The sequence below is a fragment of the Burkholderia lata genome (assembly GCF_902499025.1).
Taxonomy (GTDB): Bacteria; Pseudomonadota; Gammaproteobacteria; order Burkholderiales; family Burkholderiaceae; genus Burkholderia; species Burkholderia lata_C.
Genome location: NZ_CABVPW010000004.1, coordinates 65,011 through 80,922 on the forward strand (window position 1 = coordinate 65,011; position 15,912 = coordinate 80,922).

The 15,912-nt window shown below is 65.5% G+C and carries 14 protein-coding genes; 8 read left to right on the plus strand and 6 right to left on the minus strand.

The window, feature by feature from the left end; translation table 11 throughout:
- Window positions 1–67 precede the first annotated feature (67 nt).
- From BDI24065_RS05120 to BDI24065_RS40995, 3 genes are all read left to right on the plus strand, one after another.
- On the plus strand, window positions 68–535 hold the full coding sequence (locus BDI24065_RS05120; RefSeq protein ID WP_175030289.1) for an excisionase family DNA-binding protein: 468 nt from the start codon (window positions 68–70) through the stop codon (window positions 533–535).
- A 407-nt stretch (window positions 536–942) separates the two neighbouring features.
- Entirely contained in the window at window positions 943–1,746 is an 804-nt protein-coding gene (locus tag BDI24065_RS05125) for a DUF6402 family protein (RefSeq protein WP_254609685.1), read from the plus strand.
- Entirely contained in the window at window positions 1,700–1,927 is a 228-nt protein-coding gene (locus BDI24065_RS40995) for a DUF6402 family protein (RefSeq protein WP_254609686.1), read from the plus strand. Before BDI24065_RS05125 ends, BDI24065_RS40995 begins: the two co-directional genes overlap by 47 nt.
- An 809-nt stretch (window positions 1,928–2,736) precedes the next feature.
- Here BDI24065_RS40995 and BDI24065_RS05130 read toward each other — a convergent pair.
- On the minus strand, window positions 2,737–3,534 hold the full coding sequence (locus BDI24065_RS05130) for an AraC family transcriptional regulator (protein ID WP_175030290.1): 798 nt from the start codon (window positions 3,532–3,534) through the stop codon (window positions 2,737–2,739).
- Window positions 3,535–3,629: 95 nt separating this feature from the next.
- Here BDI24065_RS05130 and BDI24065_RS05135 point away from each other — a divergent pair, with 95 nt between their 5' ends.
- Together BDI24065_RS05135 and BDI24065_RS05140 are read left to right on the plus strand one after the other, a co-directional pair.
- Complete coding sequence (locus BDI24065_RS05135; RefSeq protein WP_175030291.1) at window positions 3,630–3,881, plus strand: hypothetical protein; 252 nt, start codon at window positions 3,630–3,632, stop codon at window positions 3,879–3,881.
- Window positions 3,882–3,927: 46 nt separating this feature from the next.
- Window positions 3,928–4,893, plus strand: a complete 966-nt coding sequence (locus BDI24065_RS05140; protein ID WP_175030292.1) for a quinone oxidoreductase family protein — start codon at window positions 3,928–3,930, stop codon at window positions 4,891–4,893.
- 179 nt (window positions 4,894–5,072) lie between these two features.
- Here BDI24065_RS05140 and BDI24065_RS05145 read toward each other — a convergent pair whose 3' ends face one another.
- The 5 genes from BDI24065_RS05145 to BDI24065_RS05165 all read right to left on the minus strand — a co-directional run bounded on the left by BDI24065_RS05145 (window position 5,073) and on the right by BDI24065_RS05165 (window position 12,060).
- Entirely contained in the window at window positions 5,073–6,164 is a 1,092-nt protein-coding gene (locus tag BDI24065_RS05145) for a porin (protein ID WP_011355372.1), read from the minus strand.
- Window positions 6,165–6,319: 155 nt separating this feature from the next.
- Complete coding sequence (locus BDI24065_RS05150) at window positions 6,320–7,387, minus strand: ABC transporter ATP-binding protein (RefSeq protein WP_175030293.1); 1,068 nt, start codon at window positions 7,385–7,387, stop codon at window positions 6,320–6,322.
- Window positions 7,380–9,152, minus strand: a complete 1,773-nt coding sequence (locus tag BDI24065_RS05155; RefSeq protein WP_175030294.1) for an ABC transporter permease — start codon at window positions 9,150–9,152, stop codon at window positions 7,380–7,382. Before BDI24065_RS05155 ends, BDI24065_RS05150 begins: the two co-directional genes overlap by 8 nt.
- Window positions 9,153–9,252: 100 nt before the next feature.
- Window positions 9,253–10,353: an ABC transporter substrate-binding protein gene (locus BDI24065_RS05160; RefSeq protein ID WP_175030295.1), complete on the minus strand. Its 1,101-nt coding sequence runs from the start codon at window positions 10,351–10,353 to the stop codon at window positions 9,253–9,255.
- Between the two features lie 219 nt (window positions 10,354–10,572).
- The gene (locus tag BDI24065_RS05165; protein WP_175030296.1) at window positions 10,573–12,060 is read right to left on the minus strand and encodes a PLP-dependent aminotransferase family protein; all 1,488 of its coding nucleotides are present in this window, start codon (window positions 12,058–12,060) and stop codon (window positions 10,573–10,575) included.
- Between the two features lie 102 nt (window positions 12,061–12,162).
- Here BDI24065_RS05165 and BDI24065_RS05170 point away from each other — a divergent pair, with 102 nt between their 5' ends.
- From BDI24065_RS05170 to BDI24065_RS05180, 3 genes are all read left to right on the plus strand, one after another.
- Window positions 12,163–13,401, plus strand: a complete 1,239-nt coding sequence (locus BDI24065_RS05170) for a multidrug effflux MFS transporter (RefSeq protein ID WP_175030297.1) — start codon at window positions 12,163–12,165, stop codon at window positions 13,399–13,401.
- A 124-nt stretch (window positions 13,402–13,525) separates the two neighbouring features.
- Window positions 13,526–14,206, plus strand: coding sequence for a response regulator (locus BDI24065_RS05175; RefSeq protein ID WP_069251438.1), 681 nt, complete (start codon window positions 13,526–13,528; stop codon window positions 14,204–14,206).
- Between the two features lie 169 nt (window positions 14,207–14,375).
- The gene (locus BDI24065_RS05180; protein ID WP_175030298.1) at window positions 14,376–15,791 is read left to right on the plus strand and encodes a sensor histidine kinase; all 1,416 of its coding nucleotides are present in this window, start codon (window positions 14,376–14,378) and stop codon (window positions 15,789–15,791) included.
- Window positions 15,792–15,912 lie beyond the last annotated feature (121 nt).

A 15,912-nucleotide genomic window follows, 5' to 3' on the forward strand; every position in this document is an offset into this window, starting at 1 on the left:
GGATTGATTATATTTCGTTTATTTCGAATAAGCTGATGCGCTCCCGAAATCCCGATTGGAGCGCGCGATGCCTCATACCACGACACCTGACATGATCTTGCCTGTCGAGCGCGAGATGCGGGCGGCTGTCGAAGGGCGACGCACGCTGGCGGCTTATCTCGCAACGCAAACCGATACGCAGCGCATTCAGATCTTTGACGACGAGAATCGCGCGCATCAAGTTGAGCTCCCGACATCCGCGCTGCGTCTGTTGGTCGATATCCTCGCGGGGTTGGCCGACGGCAATGTGGTCAAGGTCATTCCCGTCCATGCGGAATTGACGACTCAGGAAGCGGCAGACCTGCTCAACGTCTATCGTCCTCACCTGATCAAGTTGCTTGAATCGAATGCGTTGCCATATCACCGGACAGGCAGGCATAGACACATACGTTCTTCCGATCTGATGCGCTACAAGGTGGAGCGCGATCGGGCGAGCGTCGATGCAATGAATGAGTTGAGCAGACAGGCGCAGGAACTTCGGATGGGCTACGAATGACGAATTCGTCGTTTGCAGTTGTCTACAATGGCCTGGAAGGATTGCGTTCCACCATCTGGCCTGTGATGGGCAAGTGCGACAAGTGCTTCTACAGGTTTTTTGTGACTCGCCGATGAGATACTGTTGATACGCGGTAGGTGCGCGGCATTGTTAGGCTTTGTGCGGCATTGTAAGGTCGAGGATTCTACAATCCGAGTGACAGCATGACGCACTATAACGATAGGATTCCATACTTCAAGATCAACAAGCTCGTGTGGAGATGGAAGTAATGCGAGGGGGACGATGGGGGCATCCCTGTATGTCATGTCGGCCTATCAATGTCAATGGCTCCCCCGGTGAAGAGGTCGCCAGTCAATCCATCGACGTTCGTTGCGCGGGCCGACAAGAGGGATTCGCTCGATAAGATGGTGGACGACATCGAAAGGATCGCGGATACATTTTCACGCTTCAAGAAATGGTTGGATGCGCCTGATCCGCCCAAGCAACCGAAACCGGCGGAGAAGGAAAAGGAAGTGCCGCCTTTCGATATTCAGCAAATCCCTGACGCCATGCGCAAGGAGCATATGCCAGTTTCGGCGAAACTGATGGAGCGATGGTTTTCTGGAGAGCTTAACTACTCGGCCACACCAAAGGATCAGCAGAACGAGATCAACCAGAATGGTGAGCTCTACCCTGAGTCGATGGTCGATCGAACCACCATCAAGCTAGATTGGGTTCTTAGGCATGCGCGTGCAAAAATACAATACGACAATCTCATAAATACCGCCATATATAGCCCACGTGCATATGAAGTCCTTAAGGATATTCTTGGTCGCTACAGCAGTCGCGGGGGTGTATCACCCTGGGCGGTAAGCGGAAACGATATCCGAAAACTACACAAGAAATTCCAGTTTCAGCGAGCGGCGGTAGAGAGATCCTTTGAACAGAAAGCGTTGCAGGCTGTTCGGCGGTTTCCGGAAGGTGGTGTTCCCGACGATCTGACAGGTGCACTGGGGGCATTCAATCTTTATGCGGCGGTCGCTCGCGTTACTTTCGATACTGAAAATAAGAGCGCTACGGTTACGCACATTGTCGTATACGTGAGGGATGGTTATTCCTTTGAGGGGCCTGCGGATTCGCGGTCGCAGTATCTAGGCCATTTGGGGGGGAAGTGGCGTGGTAATTGTGCCGATTTACGCGGCGGCGAATCTCGCAGATCAGCCGTGGTTTGATTTTCCCATAGTGGCAGGTGGCACGGCCGCGAATCTCTATAAACCTGGTAAAACATACTATCCGGTTCGAAATCGCTCGTTCCGGGAGTGGCAAGCGAAATACCGCCGAGGTGGGGATTTTATAATTTTTTCAAACTATAAACCAATCATGCTGGCTAAGCCAATAACGGTGTATTTTTGAATGAGCGGATTGGCGGCTGCTACGCAAGGGGTGGAGATTGTTCTGCTCGCGGAATTTGTGGTGTTTGCGGTAATTGTATGTCTTCTGATGGTTTTTGTATGGAATGTCGCATAAAGAGGGGCGTGACACACGAATGAAATCGGGAATGAAGGCGCTAAGTTTCGCTCTGCTATTTGTCACTTTTCTGTGCGGGGCCGGTTCTTACTATCAGGATGCGCGCATACGTGCCCGTGCGACACTGTTTGATACCGAGCGATCGAGGAACGATGGGGGCCGCTACACGGCGCAATACGCGTACCTGGGAAGAGATCGGATCCTTTTGCGACTCTACCGGACATCTGACATGCGATTGCTTGCCGAGCGGACTTATGAGTATCCGGATGCCGTCCGCTTGGTGTGGACTAAGAGATCCTTGATATTTGATACAGCTGTTGATAGGGATGGCGAGATTAAGCTTCCGCCTACACATTTCGATCGATTCACGGCTATGTTGCCGTAGCTGTCGGTGACCTGGCAAAGAAGAGGTCCCGGGCCCGTGAAGCCGCTTCGTGATTTTCTGATGTCGTAGACGCTAACGCGTACACATTCTCGGCGAGTGCGCTTGCTGCGCAATCGTTGCGATTTGCTCGCCGAGCAGCTCGAGCGGACATCATGTCTGATGGATCGAGTGATGCCCAATGCAGGTATCTCGATAACCTGCAACGCCAGGGGGCAGGGTTCAGACATGCAAGGTGCTTAAAGCCTATCGGGAAATCCATTGGACTGCTGTTGTACGATGAGTTGGTTCGATGCGACACGCGAATTACTCGCTATGCCGAGCGTGGAGTCGGCGGCCCAACCTCCATATACCTCCCCGGCGTCGTCCCCAACGCCCGCCGGAACATCTCGATGAACGCGCTCACATTGTCATATCCGAGATCGAGCGCGATCGTCGTCACCGGCACGCCGTCGGCAATCCTTTCCAGCGCCCGCAGCAGCCGGGCCTGCTGACGCCACTGCGCGAACGTCAGCCCCGTCTCCGCGACGAAGCGGCGGCTCATCGTCCGCGCGCTGATGCCGGCCCATTCGGCCCATTCCTCCAGCCGCCGGTTGTCCGCGAGATCCGCGGCAAGCGCATCGGTGATCTTCACAAGCCGCGAGTCCTTCGGCCGCACCAGCCCCAGCGCCTCGACTTCCGACGACGCAATTTCATCGAGGATCACGTCGGCGATCCGCATGCGCGCGGCATCCAGCGCCGAACCATCCCAGCTCGCCGCACGCTGCACGGCTTCGCGCAGAAGCGGCGTCGTGCGGATCGCACGCGGCGTATCCGGCAGTGCCGCGCAGCGCGTTTCGGCGACGAACGCCGACCAGCCGGAAATCGGCCCGAACGAGCGCAACGAATGCCGGCAATGCGGCGGAATCCAGATCGCGTGAATGGCCGGCACGACCCAGTCCTGATCGTCGAGCCCGATCGTCAGCAGCCCGCTCAGCGCGCCGACGAGTTGGCCGCGCGCATGCGAGTGGGATGGCGTCACGCGCGGGTCGCGTTGCGACAGGACGGCAGCGACGACGAACGGGCCGTCGTCGGACGTGACGAATCGGGCGGGAAGAAGTGGATCGGACATGGCCGGATATCGGTATCGAATGGCCGTTATACCGGAGATCGGCCGGTTTCGCACGCCTACACTGGGTCCATCGATGACAACCGGAGTACGACACGATGCGAGCCGAACAGATGCTTCCCGACCATGCCGACCGGATCGAAACCGGCGGAACGACGATCCGCAAGGGGACCGTCGGCGCGTTTCTGGTCAACGCGCGGGTGCTGACCGACCCGAACGCCGCACCCGCCGACCGGGCGCGCGCGGAAGCCGACACGATCGACGCATTGCCCGCGTTGCGCGCGCTTGGCCTGTTCGACGTGCTGGAAGTGCGCGATTCCGAGCTGCGCGCGTGGCTCGATGCGTGCTGATGCGCACCGGAACCGTCGATCGAGATCCCCGATTCAAGGAGTCGCCATGAAAGCAGCAGTCGTGACGGGTGCCGGCGAGCGTCCCGTCCATATGGAATTCGAAGCGCCGAGCGCGATGCCGGGCCACCGCCTGATCGACGTGACGGCGTCCGCGTTGAGCCGGATCGCGCAGGGGCGTGCGTCCGGTACGCATTATTCGTCGGACGGACGTTATCCGTTCGTCGTTGGTGTCGACGGTGTCGGCCGTCTCGACGACGGGCAGCGCGTCTATTTCTTCGGCGCACCCGCACCGTTCGGCGCGGTGGCCGAGCGCACGATCGTGCCCGATACGCGGTGCGTGCCGTTGCCCGACGGGCTCGACGACGTCACGGCCGCGGCGATCGCGATTCCCGGGATGTCGTCGTGGGCTGCACTGACCGAGCGTGCGCGGCTCGTCGCGGGCGAGACGGTGCTCGTCAACGGCGCGACCGGTACGTCTGGGCGGCTGGCGGTGCGGATCGCGAAGCATCTCGGCGCCGCGAAGGTGATCGCAACCGGGCGCAACGCTGCCGCGCTGCAGGCATTGCTGAGCGCGGGCGCGGATGCCGTCGTGTCGCTGCAGCAGGACGATGCACACCTGGCTCGAGCGCTCGAACCGCATTTCCGCGCGGGCGTCGATGTCGTGCTCGATTACTTGTGGGGCGCCAGCGCGCAGACGCTGCTGGTGGCCGCCGCGAAGGCGACGCCCGACGGCCGCCCGCTGCGTTTCGTCCAGATCGGCTCGATCGGCGGTGCGGACGTGCTGTTGCCGGGCGCGGTGCTGCGGGCGACTGCGATCGAGCTGATGGGCAGCGGCCTTGGCAGCGTGTCGCTGCCGCGCCTGCTGGCCTCGGTGCGTGGCGTATTCGACGCGGCCGGGCCGGCAGGCCTGGCAATCGAGACGCGGGCGGTGCCGCTGGCGGACGTCGGCGCCTATTGGGACGACACGAGCAGCCTGGTGCGGCCGGTGTTCACGATGGGCGAGGGCAGATGATGAAGAGGCGGCGCGCCGCGTGGCCGCATGCACGGTGGGCGCCGTTTGCGCACGCGATCTCTTCAGGATACCGATGGGTCCGGCGGGCCGCTTCGTGCAACGACCAAGGGTAGGGTGAGCCGTCGCGGGCGGGCCGTCGATGCGGCGCGCAACGCGCGCGCCGCCACCCGCCGTCGGGCTCAGAACCGCTGCTGAATCCCGGCCGTCACCCCGACCTGCGTGGTGCCGTACCCGTTGACATCACGCGACACGCCGACCTTCTGTCCATGCTGCCCGATCGCAAACGCACCGGCCGCGTACAGCACCGTGCGCTTCGACAGCGCGTATTGCGCGCGCATCGACACGAGCGTCGGATCGGCATCCGTGCCGCCTTTGATGTTCTGGTGATACACGGCGCCGATCAACGAGAACGTCGGCGTGAACTGGTACGAGCCGCCGACCCAATACATGTCGCTCAACTGGTTCGCGGCGCTCGTGCGATACGTGCGCTTGTAGTTGCGGTAGCCGGCCATCGTCTTCAGGTTGCCGAAGTCGTAGCTCAGGCCCGCATGAATCCCCTGGATGTAGTTGACCGGATCGGCCGGCGTCACACTGTCGGACGCGCCGTTCTGCCGGTCGAATGCGACCACTGCCGCGAACGGGCCGCCCTCGTAGCCGATCGCCGCGTCGTACTTCGAGCTGGTCTTCACGCTGCCCGGCACGTTGCCGAAGCCGTACATCGCGCCGAACTTGAAGCCGCTGAATTCGCCGTCGTAGCGCACCGCGTTCGACGAGCGCGTGAACATGCCGTCCTTGCGGCCGCCGGTCGCCATCGACGACGTCGCCCACGAGTAGTTCTGCGCATAACCCATCGGGTCGAACGGCAGCATGTAGTCGTAGGTGACGGTGAAGTTGCGCCCGAGCGAGATCTCGCCCCACTTGCCTTTCAGGCCGACGGTGGCGCGGCGCCCGAAGATCGAGTCGGGGCCGTCGTCGGACGCGCCGTTCGCGAGATCGATCCCGCTTTCGAGGCGGAATACGGCCTTCAGCCCGCCGCCGAGATCCTCGACGCCGCGCAGGCCCCAGCGCGACGTGTTCTTGTTGCCGGACTTGAGCTTGTACGAATTGCCGCCTTCCGGCGCCGCGTGGTTGGCGAACTCGATGCCGGCATCCATGATCCCGTACATCGTGACCGACGACTGCGCGTGCGCGGCGCCGGCGGTGAGGCCGGCGACGGCGGCCGAGCCGGTCAGGACGGCGGCGCGAAGGGAACGTTCTGCGCGTGACTTCATTGACGGTGTCTCCTTGGTTCTTGTGAGTGGGTGAAACAGGGTGGAGCGGATCCGGCGCGCAGCACGCCGCGGCGGACGCCCGAAGACGTCCACCGGACATGCCTGTCATGACATGGCGGAAAGCGCGCGGGTGGCGGGCGGGCCCGCCGCGCGGGTCAGCCCGCTTTCGCGAACGCCCAGCAGTCGTTGGTCGGGAATTCGATCCAGTGCTTGCCCGCCGAGCGCGGCACGTGACCGAACGCGCGCAGGCGCATCTCGCCGCAATGGAACAGGTACTCCCAGCGGTCGCCGAGATACATCGACGTGACGAGGTCGGCCTGCAGCCGGTTCGCGCCCGGGCCGTCGGCGACCTGCACGCGCTCGAGGCGGATCACGGCCTGTGCGTCCTGGCCCGGCGCGAACGTGTCGCGGGCGAGCGCCTGCAGTTCCCAGCCGTCGCCGGCGAGCGTCACGCGTTCGCCGTCGACAGCCGCGACGCGCGCATCGATCCGGTTGTTGCTGCCCATGAACTCGGCCGTGTACAGCGAGCGCGGCGCGCCGTACAGCTCGGCCGGCGTGCCTTCCTGCTCGATGCGGCCGTTGCGCAGCAGCAGGATGCGGTCGGACATCGCCATTGCCTCGGTCTGGTCGTGCGTGACGCACAGGGCCGACAGCCCGAGCGACACGATCAGCTCGCGCAGCCATGCACGCGCTTCCTCGCGCAGTTTCGCGTCGAGGTTCGACAGCGGCTCGTCGAGCAGGATCACCGGCGGGTTGTAGACGAGCGCGCGCGCAATCGCGACGCGCTGCTGCTGGCCGCCCGACAACTGGTGCGGAAAGCGTTCCGCGAGGTGGCCGAGGCCGAGCTGGTCGAGCGCGGCCTGCACGCGGCGCTTCTGTTCGGCAGGCGCTACGCGGCGCAGCTTCAGCCCGTAGCCGACGTTGTCGGCGACGGTGCGGTGCGGCCACAGTGCGTAAGACTGGAACACGAGGCCGAGCGAGCGCTGCTCGACGGGCAGGTCGACGCGTTGCGTGCCGTCGAAGAACACGCGGTCGTCGAGCTGGATACGGCCGTCGGACGGCTGTTCGAGGCCGGCCACCGCACGCAGCAGCGTGGTCTTGCCGCTGCCCGACGCGCCGAGCAGGCACACGACTTCGCCGGCCTTCAGTTCGAACGACACGCCCTTGAGGATCGGATTGGTGCCGTAGCTGAGGTGCAGGTCGTCGACGATTAGCTTATCCATGAAGTTTCACTCCGAAACGCAGGGCCACGCCGAGACCGGCGCCGACCATCGCAATGTTGATGACAGAGAGCGCGGCGACCTGGTCGACGGCGCCGGTCGCCCACAGCGACACGAGCAGCGCGCCGATCACTTCGGTGCCGGGCGACAGCAGATAGACGGCCGTCGAGTATTCGCGCTCGAAGATCATGAAGATCAGGAGCCACGCGGCGAGCAGGCCGAAACGCACGAGCGGCAGCGTCACGTCGAGCGACACGCGGCTGCGCGTCGCGCCGACGCTGCGGCCGGCTTCCTCGAGTTCGGGGCCGACCTGCAGCAGCGCGCTCTGGATGAGCCGCATCCCGTACGCGAGCCACACGACCGTGTACGCGATCCAGATGCTCCACATCGAGTTCTTCAGCTCGCGCAGGCCGGGGACGAACAGGAAGATCCACAGAAACGCGAGACCGGCGAGCAGGCCCGGCACCGCGCGCGGCAGCAGCACGAGGTAGTCGAGCAGCTTGGTGGCCCAGTCGGGGCGACGATGGCCGGCGAACGCGACGAGCGAGTAGAAGCCAATCGCGAGCGCGCCGCCGATCACGCCGATGCCGAGCGTGTTGACGATCGCGCGCACCAGGTTGTCCTGCTCGAACAGCTCGATGAAGTTCGACAGCGTGAGCACCTCGGCGAGCGCGACGCCTTCGCCCCAGTTGGTCACGAACGCGCGCAGCACGATGCCCGAGATCGGCACGATCACCGTCAGCATCAGCCACAGCGCGACGATCGCGAGCGCGACCCAGCGCCATACGCCGAGCGGCAGCACCGTCGCGCGGCAGGCCTTGCCCTTCACGGTGACGAAGCGGTTCGCGGTCTTCAGCAACCGGCGCTGCAGCAGCACGAGCGGGAACGTGATCGCGACGATGCACACCGCGACCGCGGCCATCAGGTGATACGACGGCACGCCGAGCTTGTTGGTCAGCTTGTACAGGTAGGTCGCGAGCACGAGGTGGCCTTCCGGATCGCCGAGCACGAGCGGCAGCCCGAACACCTCGAAGCCGAGGAAGAACACGAGCACGCCGGCGAACAGCAGCGCGGGCATCGTCATCGGCAGGCTCACGTCGAGCGCGACGCGGAACGGGCGGGCGCCCGTCACGCGCGCGGCTTCCTCGACGTCCGACCCGAGGTTGCGCAGCGCGGCCGACGAGTACAGGTACACGTGCGGCACGTGCGTGAGGCCGACGATCACCGTGATCGCGAAGATCGAGTACACGTTCCAGGGCACGTTTTGCACCCCGAACAGTTCCTTGAACCACACCGAGTAGAAGCCGACCGGGCCGGCCGCGACCACGTAGCCGAACGCGAGCACCATCGGCGACACGAACACCGGCGTGAGCAGCAGCGGTTCGAGCCAGCGGCGGCCGGGCAGGTCGGTGCGCACCATCAGGAACGCGAGGATGCCGCCGAGCGGGATCGAGATGAACAGCATCCCGCCGGCGATGATGAACGAGTTCTTCACGGCCGACCAGAAGTCGGGATCGGTGAAGATGAAGCGGAAGCCTTCGATGCCGAGCGTCTTGTTCGCGTCGAAGAACGGCGCGGACAGAAAGCTCTGGAACAGGATGAAGCCGAGCGGCAGCGCGACCGCGATGGTCAGCACCGCGACGACGATCCAGCGCAGCATGCCGGCGAGCGGCTGCAGGCTGTTGACCGGCAGCGCGGGCATGGCGTCGCGCGGGCCGGTGGTGGGCGAAACGGCCGGTGCCGTTCCGCGTGTACTGGTTGAAAGCATGAGTTCGCCCCTGCGGCCATCCGGATGGCCGCCTCAAGGAAGTCGGTAAGGGGAAGGGGCCGCCCGCGCCGTGTGCGGCGGGCGGCTGTCAGTCAGCGGATCAGCGCTTGATCGCCTGCTGCCATTGCTTCAGGAAAGCGAGGCGCTTCGACTGGTCGAGATAGACGAGCAGGCCGGTGCCGATCTGGATCGGCTTCAGCGAATCGCCGAGCTCTTTCGACAGGCTCGCGGCCGACGTTTCGCCGGTCACGTCCGCGCGGATCGCGTACAGGTTCGCCTGGTTCGCGATCAGCGTCTGGCCGCGCTTCGACAGCAGGTAGTCGACCCACAGCTTCGCGGCGTTCGGGTTCTTCGCCTTCTTCGACACCGTGGCGAGGCGGCTCACGACCTGGGTGTAGTCCTTCGGAAACACATAGCCGATCGACTTGTCCTTCTTTGCCTTCGCATACGCGTACGAACCGATGATGTTGTAGCCGATCAGGTTCTCGCCCGACGAGATGCGCTCCATCATCGCGCCCGTGCTCGACTGCAGCTTCGGGCCGGTCGCGCCGATCGCCTTCACGAGCTCCCACGTGACCTTCTCGTTCACGTGCGCGTCCTGCGTCAGGTAGTTGAAGCCGACGCCCGATTTCTCGATGTCGTAGGTCGTGACCTTGCCCTTGAACTTGTCGCCCTGCGTGGTGAGCAGCTTGATCAGGTCGGCGCGCGTGGTCGGCACTTCGTTCTCGGGGATCAGGCGCTTGTTGTAGACGATCGCGAGCGGCTCGAACGTCGTGCCGTAGGCCTGCTTCTGGTACTGCGACCATTGCGGCAGGTTTGGGCTTTCGGGCGAATCGTAGGACGCCATCAGGCCGTCGTTGACGAGCTTGACCTGCAGGTCCATCGCCGAGCTCCACAGCACGTCGGCGCTGGTGCTGCTCGCCGCGTTCTCGCTGATGTAGCGGTTGTACAGCTCGGTGCTGTTCATGTCGTTGTACTCGACCTTCACGCCGTACAGGCTTTCGAAGTCCTTGATCAGCGGGCGCACGAGGCCCGTGTCGGTCGTCGAGTAGACGATCAGCTTGCCTTCCTTCTTCGCGGCGTCGATCACGCCCTGGTAACTCCCCGGATACCCGGCCGGAACCTGCGCGGCGGCGCTGCCGGCGGCAGTGCCCAGAACGACCGCCAGCGCGGCGGCGAGGTGCTTCGGTGCAAACGGCATGTCTTCCTCCAGTTACGTCTAGGTGTTGTTCGAGTGGAGCGGATGTTAATTGCGGCGTACTTTCAGCCTGCTTTCATTTCCGTTCACAATCGCGTCGTTTGTGTCATGGATTTCCCGAGGTCGAAGCGGCGGCGGCCGCGCGCTTCACGGCGCGCGGCACGATCGGGCAAGGGCGGGAAGCGGGTTGCCGGCGGGTGCGGCAAGCGTGGCAGGGGGCGGCTAGGCGGGAGGCGCGAGCAGCTTGCCGAGCAGCCGGCCGCCGTGCCGCGCGTGCGCGGCCGTCAGCGCGGCGTACCCGACGACGACGCCCGTTTCGCACCGGGCGCTTCGACAGAATCCGCGGATCGGCTGCAATTCGATGCCGGCCGTTTGGGCTTGCGCGACGTAGGTTGCGTCGTCCATCCCGGGCGGCAGCCACAGCACGAAATGAAAGCCCGCGTGCTCGCCGGACACCGTGTACCTGCCGCCGGCGTGTTTCGCCAACTGGTCGAGCACGATGTCGCGCCGTTGGCGGTACGCGTGACGCGCGGCGCGCAGGTGCTTCGCAAAATCGCCGTGCGCGATGAAGCGGGCCAGCGCCAGCTGGGGCGCCACGCCGACCGAGCGCGCGGTCGCATGCCACACCGCCGACAGCGCCGGCCGCAGCGCTGCCGGCACGACCATGAAGCCGATGCGCAGGCCCGAGAACAGCGTCTTGTTGAACGAGCCGCAGTAGATCACGCGATCGCACGCGTCGAGCGATTTCAGCGCGGGCAGCGGGGCGGTCTGGTAGCTGAATTCGCCGTCGTAGTCGTCCTCGATGATCCACGCGCGGGTGCGCTGCGCCCAGTCGAGCAGTTCGAGCCGGCGCGACACCGACATCGTGATGCCGAGCGGCGCCTGGTGGGCAGGCGTCACGTAGGCCGCGCGCGCCTCGGGATGCCGCTCCAGCGCCGCCGTGTCGATCCCTTCGCGATCGACCGGCACGTCGATCACGGTCGCGCCCGCGATCGTGAAAATCTGCCAGGCCGACGCATAGCCGGGATCCTCCATCAGCACCGTCGAGCCGGGCGCGAGCAGCGTGCGCGCGACGAGATCGATCGAATGGCGGATGCCGGTCGTGATGAAGATGTCGCCGGCGTCGCACGGGATGCCGCGGTATTCCCGCAGGTACGTGGCGATTTCGTCGCGCAGGCTCTCGACGCCTTGCGCCGGCGTGGCCCCGAGGTCGTTCGCGGTCGCGGCAAGCAGGCTGGCCCCGAGTGCCTTTTTCCATTGCTGCATCGGCAGCAGGCCGGGATCGGCCAGCCGCGCGACGAACGGGACGCCCGGGCGCACGCCTTGTTCCGGCGCGGCGGTGTCGGTCGCACGCGCCGGCGCGGGGCCGGCGCTGGAAGGCGGAAGGTCGTTGTCGCGCGATTGGGCGGCCGCGCGCAGATAGCTGTCCGGCACCACGGCGCATACCCGCGACCCCGACCCTTGCGTGCGGGCGATGTAGCCCTCGGCGCACAGCCGGTCGTACGCCGCTTCGACAGTGCCCCGGGCGACGCCCCAGCGCGCGGCGAGCGTGCGGCTGGACGGCAGCGGGCTGTCGCCGGGAAGCAGGCGCTTCAGGATCGCATCGCGCAGCGCGTCGGCAATGCACTCCTGCTTCGACTGCGGACTGCCCGTGGACAGCCCGGCAGGGCTCGGCAGATCGAGCGGAATCGCGGCTTTGCCTCGCGGCATAGTGGTCCAGTCAGGGGTGGATTTAATGGCCCTTCAGCTTATATCACTTTGACCTTAGATTGCTGTCGACCACATCAATCCGACCTGATACGGGCTCACCGCATGAAAACGCGTTCCTTACCCCAGTGGGGCTGGCTGCTCCTGTTGATGCTCGTCGTGTGCCTGCCGCGGGTCACGATCGATGCCTACCTGCCGTCGCTGCCGGCGATGGCCGACTCGCTGCACGGCACCGATGCCCAGCTGCAGCTCACGCTGACCCTCTACATGGTCGGCTACGCACTGTCGATGCTGGTGTCGGGGCCGTTGTCCGACCGTTACGGCCGCCGTCCCGTCCTGCTCGGTGGCCTGTGCCTCTACGTGATCGCGAGCGTCGCCTGCGCGTGGTCGACCAGCATCGCGGCGATCGTCGCCGCACGCATCTTCCAGGCGTTGGGCGGTTGCAGCGGAACAGTGATCGGGCGGGTGATCGTGCGCGAGCGCTTCCCGACCGCGATGCAGGCCACGATGCTGGGGAGGATCTCGGCCGGCATGGCGTTGTCGCCGGTGATTGCGCCGCTGGCCGGCAGCGCGGTCGCCGCGTGGCTCGGCTGGCGCGGCGTGTTCGGCTTGCTGGCGGCGGGCGGCCTCGTCGCAACGGCGATGGTGCTGCGCTACCTGCCGGAGACCCGCGAACGCGACGCGCGGCCGGCGCGAGGCGCGGGGCTCCTTCGGACGTACGCGGGCCTGCTGCGCGAACGCAGTTTCCTGCGCTACTCGCTCGCCATCAGTTTCGCGTACTGCACGTACTACCCGTTCATCGCGGAATCGTCGACGCTGTTCCAGCGGCAACGCGGTGTATCCGGCCCGGTGTATGCCGCGATCTTCGGCCTGACCGTGCTCGGCTACCTGATCGGCTCGAACCTGTTCGCGCGGACCGGCACGCGCTGGAAGGCCGATTCGGTCATCGCGGCGGCGGCAGGCGTCAATCTGGCCAGCGCCGCCGTGTTGTGGATCGGCGGTGCGATCGCGCCGACGGCGGTGGCGGCGCTCGTCGTCCCGATGTTCTTCGTGATGATTGCGGTCGGGATCGCGATCCCGGCCTGCCAGTTCGCGGTGATGCAGCCGTACACGACGATCGCCGGGACGGCGTCCGGGCTGTTCTTCTTTATCCAGATGGCGATCACGGCTGCGTGCGGCGGGGTGCTGGCGTGGCTGTCGGACGGCACCGCGCGCCCGATGATCGTGGTCACGGCCGGCGCGAGCGTCGCGTTCCTGGCAGTGGCGGTCGGCCTGCGCGAGCGGCGGCGCGCCGGCGACGGTTCGCGCTTCGCGACGCGGAACCGGCCCGCCGCCGAGCGTTGAGCGATGGGTCGGCGGCCCGGCCGACGCGCGAGCGCGCCGGCGGCGCAACCCGTGTTTCCGCGAGGCGTCGCGATGGAAAGGATCATGTAATGTAGCGGCCTGTCGCTGACCTTACGGAATCCCCATGCGTGTGCTGCTCGTCGAAGACAATCCGAACCTCGCCCAGTCGCTGAACGACGCGCTGAGCGCGGCGCGCTTCGCGGTCGACCACATGGCGGACGGCGAGGCAGCCGACCACGTGCTGCGCACGCAGGATTACGCGCTGGTGATCCTCGATCTCGGGCTGCCGAAGCTCGACGGGCTGGAAGTGCTGCGGCGGCTGCGCGCGCGCCGCAATCCGGTGCCGGTGCTGATCCTGACCGCGCACGGGTCGGTCGAGGATCGCGTGAAGGGGCTCGATCTCGGCGCCGACGACTATCTCGCGAAGCCGTTCGAACTGACCGAGCTGGAGGCGCGCGCCCGCGCGCTGATCCGCCGCAGCCTCGGCCACGAGCATTCGCGGGTCGAATGCGGTCCGCTTTCGTACGACAGTATCGACCGCAGCTTCCATCTCGCGGGCGAGCCGCTGTCGCTCACGCCGCGCGAGCGCTCGGTGCTCGAGGTGCTGATCCTGCGCAACGGCCGCGCAATCAACAAGGAAACGCTGTCGGAGAAGATCTTCGGGCTCGACGAGTCGGTCAATGCCGATGCGATCGAGATCTACGTGTACCGGCTGCGCAAGAAGCTCGAGAACACGGGTGTCGCGATCGTCACGCTGCGCGGGCTCGGCTATCTGCTGGAAGCGAAGGCGGAGACGGCTGAATGAGCCCCCTGCGTGCTCACGATCCTTGTACGGGACCGGTGTACGCGCTGACGCGCTACGCCGGTTCAGCACGTTCGCGGGCGTTTGCCATTCACGGCCGACCGCGCGGGCGCCGAACGGTGCGCCGTGCATGCTCCGCCGTGCCTAATGGGGCGGCCTGGCGGGGGGGCGAGTGACCCGCCCGAACCTGCGCACCCAGGTCGCGCTGTGGCTGCTGCTGCCGCTGCTCGGCCTGCTCGCGCTCGACTCGTGGCTCACGTACCAGCGCGCGATGAGCGCCGCGCACGTCGCGTTCGACCGCACGCTGTCGTCGTCGCTGAAGTCGATCCGCGAAGGCGTGCGGCTCAACGACGGCGAGATCGAGGTCGACCTGCCGTATCTCGCGCTCGAAATGCTCGAATCGAGCGACGGCGGCAAGATCTACTACCTGATCCGCGAGGACAACGGCCACACGATCACCGGCTACCCGGACCTGCCGCTGCCGCAGGGGCGCGATGCGGGCGACGGCGCGCTGTTCGTCACGCGCTACTACGACGTCGTCTATCGCGGCGAGCAGTTGCGGATGGCCGCGCTGCGCATCCCGGTGCACGACGTGCCGACCGCGCAGTCGCGCATCGTGTGGGTGATGGTCGGCGAGACGATCGAGGCGCGCCAGGCGCTCGCGCGCGAGATCCTCGTAGGGTCGCTGCTGCAGGAGGGATTGCTCGTCGTGCTTGCGCTCGGCATCGTGTGGCTCGGCGTCGGGCGCGGGCTGCGGCCGCTGAACCGGCTGTCGGCGACGGTCGCCGCGCGCAGCGAGGACGATACGACGCCGCTCGATACCGGCGCGATGCCGAGCGAACTCGCGCCGCTCGTCGAGTCGATCAACCAGTACATCGGCCGCACGCAGCGGATGCAGATTGCGCGGCGCCGCTTCTTCGCCGATGCGGCCCATCAATTGAAGACGCCGCTCGCGGCCGTGCAGGCCGGCGTCGAGCTCGCGCTGCGGCCCGACGAGCAGCCGCGCGCGAACGGGCATTTGCGGCGTGCGAACGGCGCGGTGCGGCAGGCCGCGAAGATCGTCCAGCAACTGCTGTCGCTGTCGCGGCTCGATTCGGACAGCGGCCATGCGGTCGCGCATAAGCCGGTCGCGCTGCACCGGCTCGCGCGCAGCGTCACGCTCGACTGGTCGCCGGTCGCACGCGCGCGCGACATCGATCTCGGTTTCGAGCACGAGGCCGACATCGACGTGCACGGGCAGGCCGACCTGCTCGGCGAGCTGATCGGCAACCTGATCGACAACGCAATCCGCTATGCGGGCGATCGCGCGGTAATTACGGTGCGCGTGTCGAGCGATGGCGAGCACGCGCGGCTCGACGTCATCGACAACGGGCCGGGCATTCCGGCGGACGAGCGCGACGCGGTGTTCGAGCGCTTCCATCGCGGCAGCAAGACGCAGACGGTCGAAGGGACGGGGCTCGGGCTGTCGATCGTGCGCGAGATCGCGCGCGTGCATCAGGGGAGAGTGGCGCTGGGCGATGCGCCCGGCGGCGGGTTGGTCGTGACGGCGTGGCTGCCGGTGGCGAGCGATGCAGAGCTGCAGAAATAAAAACAATTAAATTGATAATTCAACGGCTATTTTAATGTCGTCGTAACACGCTGCTATTTTTGACAGCTACAAAATCGGAATCTTTGTACCTACGATAAATGGGCCGTCTAATGCACGGCCT

Excerpts from the sequence above, each read along its gene's own strand:
- BDI24065_RS05120 (WP_175030289.1), top strand. The coding sequence starts at position 68 with ATGCCTCATACCACGACACCTGACATGATCTTGCCTGTCGAGCGCGAG.
- BDI24065_RS05130 (WP_175030290.1), bottom strand. The coding sequence starts at position 3,534 with ATGTCCGATCCACTTCTTCCCGCCCGATTCGTCACGTCCGACGACGGC.
- BDI24065_RS05135 (WP_175030291.1), top strand. The coding sequence starts at position 3,630 with ATGCGAGCCGAACAGATGCTTCCCGACCATGCCGACCGGATCGAAACC.
- BDI24065_RS05140 (WP_175030292.1), top strand. The coding sequence starts at position 3,928 with ATGAAAGCAGCAGTCGTGACGGGTGCCGGCGAGCGTCCCGTCCATATG.
- BDI24065_RS05145 (WP_011355372.1), bottom strand. The coding sequence starts at position 6,164 with ATGAAGTCACGCGCAGAACGTTCCCTTCGCGCCGCCGTCCTGACCGGC.
- BDI24065_RS05150 (WP_175030293.1), bottom strand. The coding sequence starts at position 7,387 with ATGGATAAGCTAATCGTCGACGACCTGCACCTCAGCTACGGCACCAAT.
- BDI24065_RS05155 (WP_175030294.1), bottom strand. The coding sequence starts at position 9,152 with ATGCTTTCAACCAGTACACGCGGAACGGCACCGGCCGTTTCGCCCACC.
- BDI24065_RS05160 (WP_175030295.1), bottom strand. The coding sequence starts at position 10,353 with ATGCCGTTTGCACCGAAGCACCTCGCCGCCGCGCTGGCGGTCGTTCTG.
- BDI24065_RS05165 (WP_175030296.1), bottom strand. The coding sequence starts at position 12,060 with ATGCCGCGAGGCAAAGCCGCGATTCCGCTCGATCTGCCGAGCCCTGCC.
- BDI24065_RS05170 (WP_175030297.1), top strand. The coding sequence starts at position 12,163 with ATGAAAACGCGTTCCTTACCCCAGTGGGGCTGGCTGCTCCTGTTGATG.
- BDI24065_RS05175 (WP_069251438.1), top strand. The coding sequence starts at position 13,526 with ATGCGTGTGCTGCTCGTCGAAGACAATCCGAACCTCGCCCAGTCGCTG.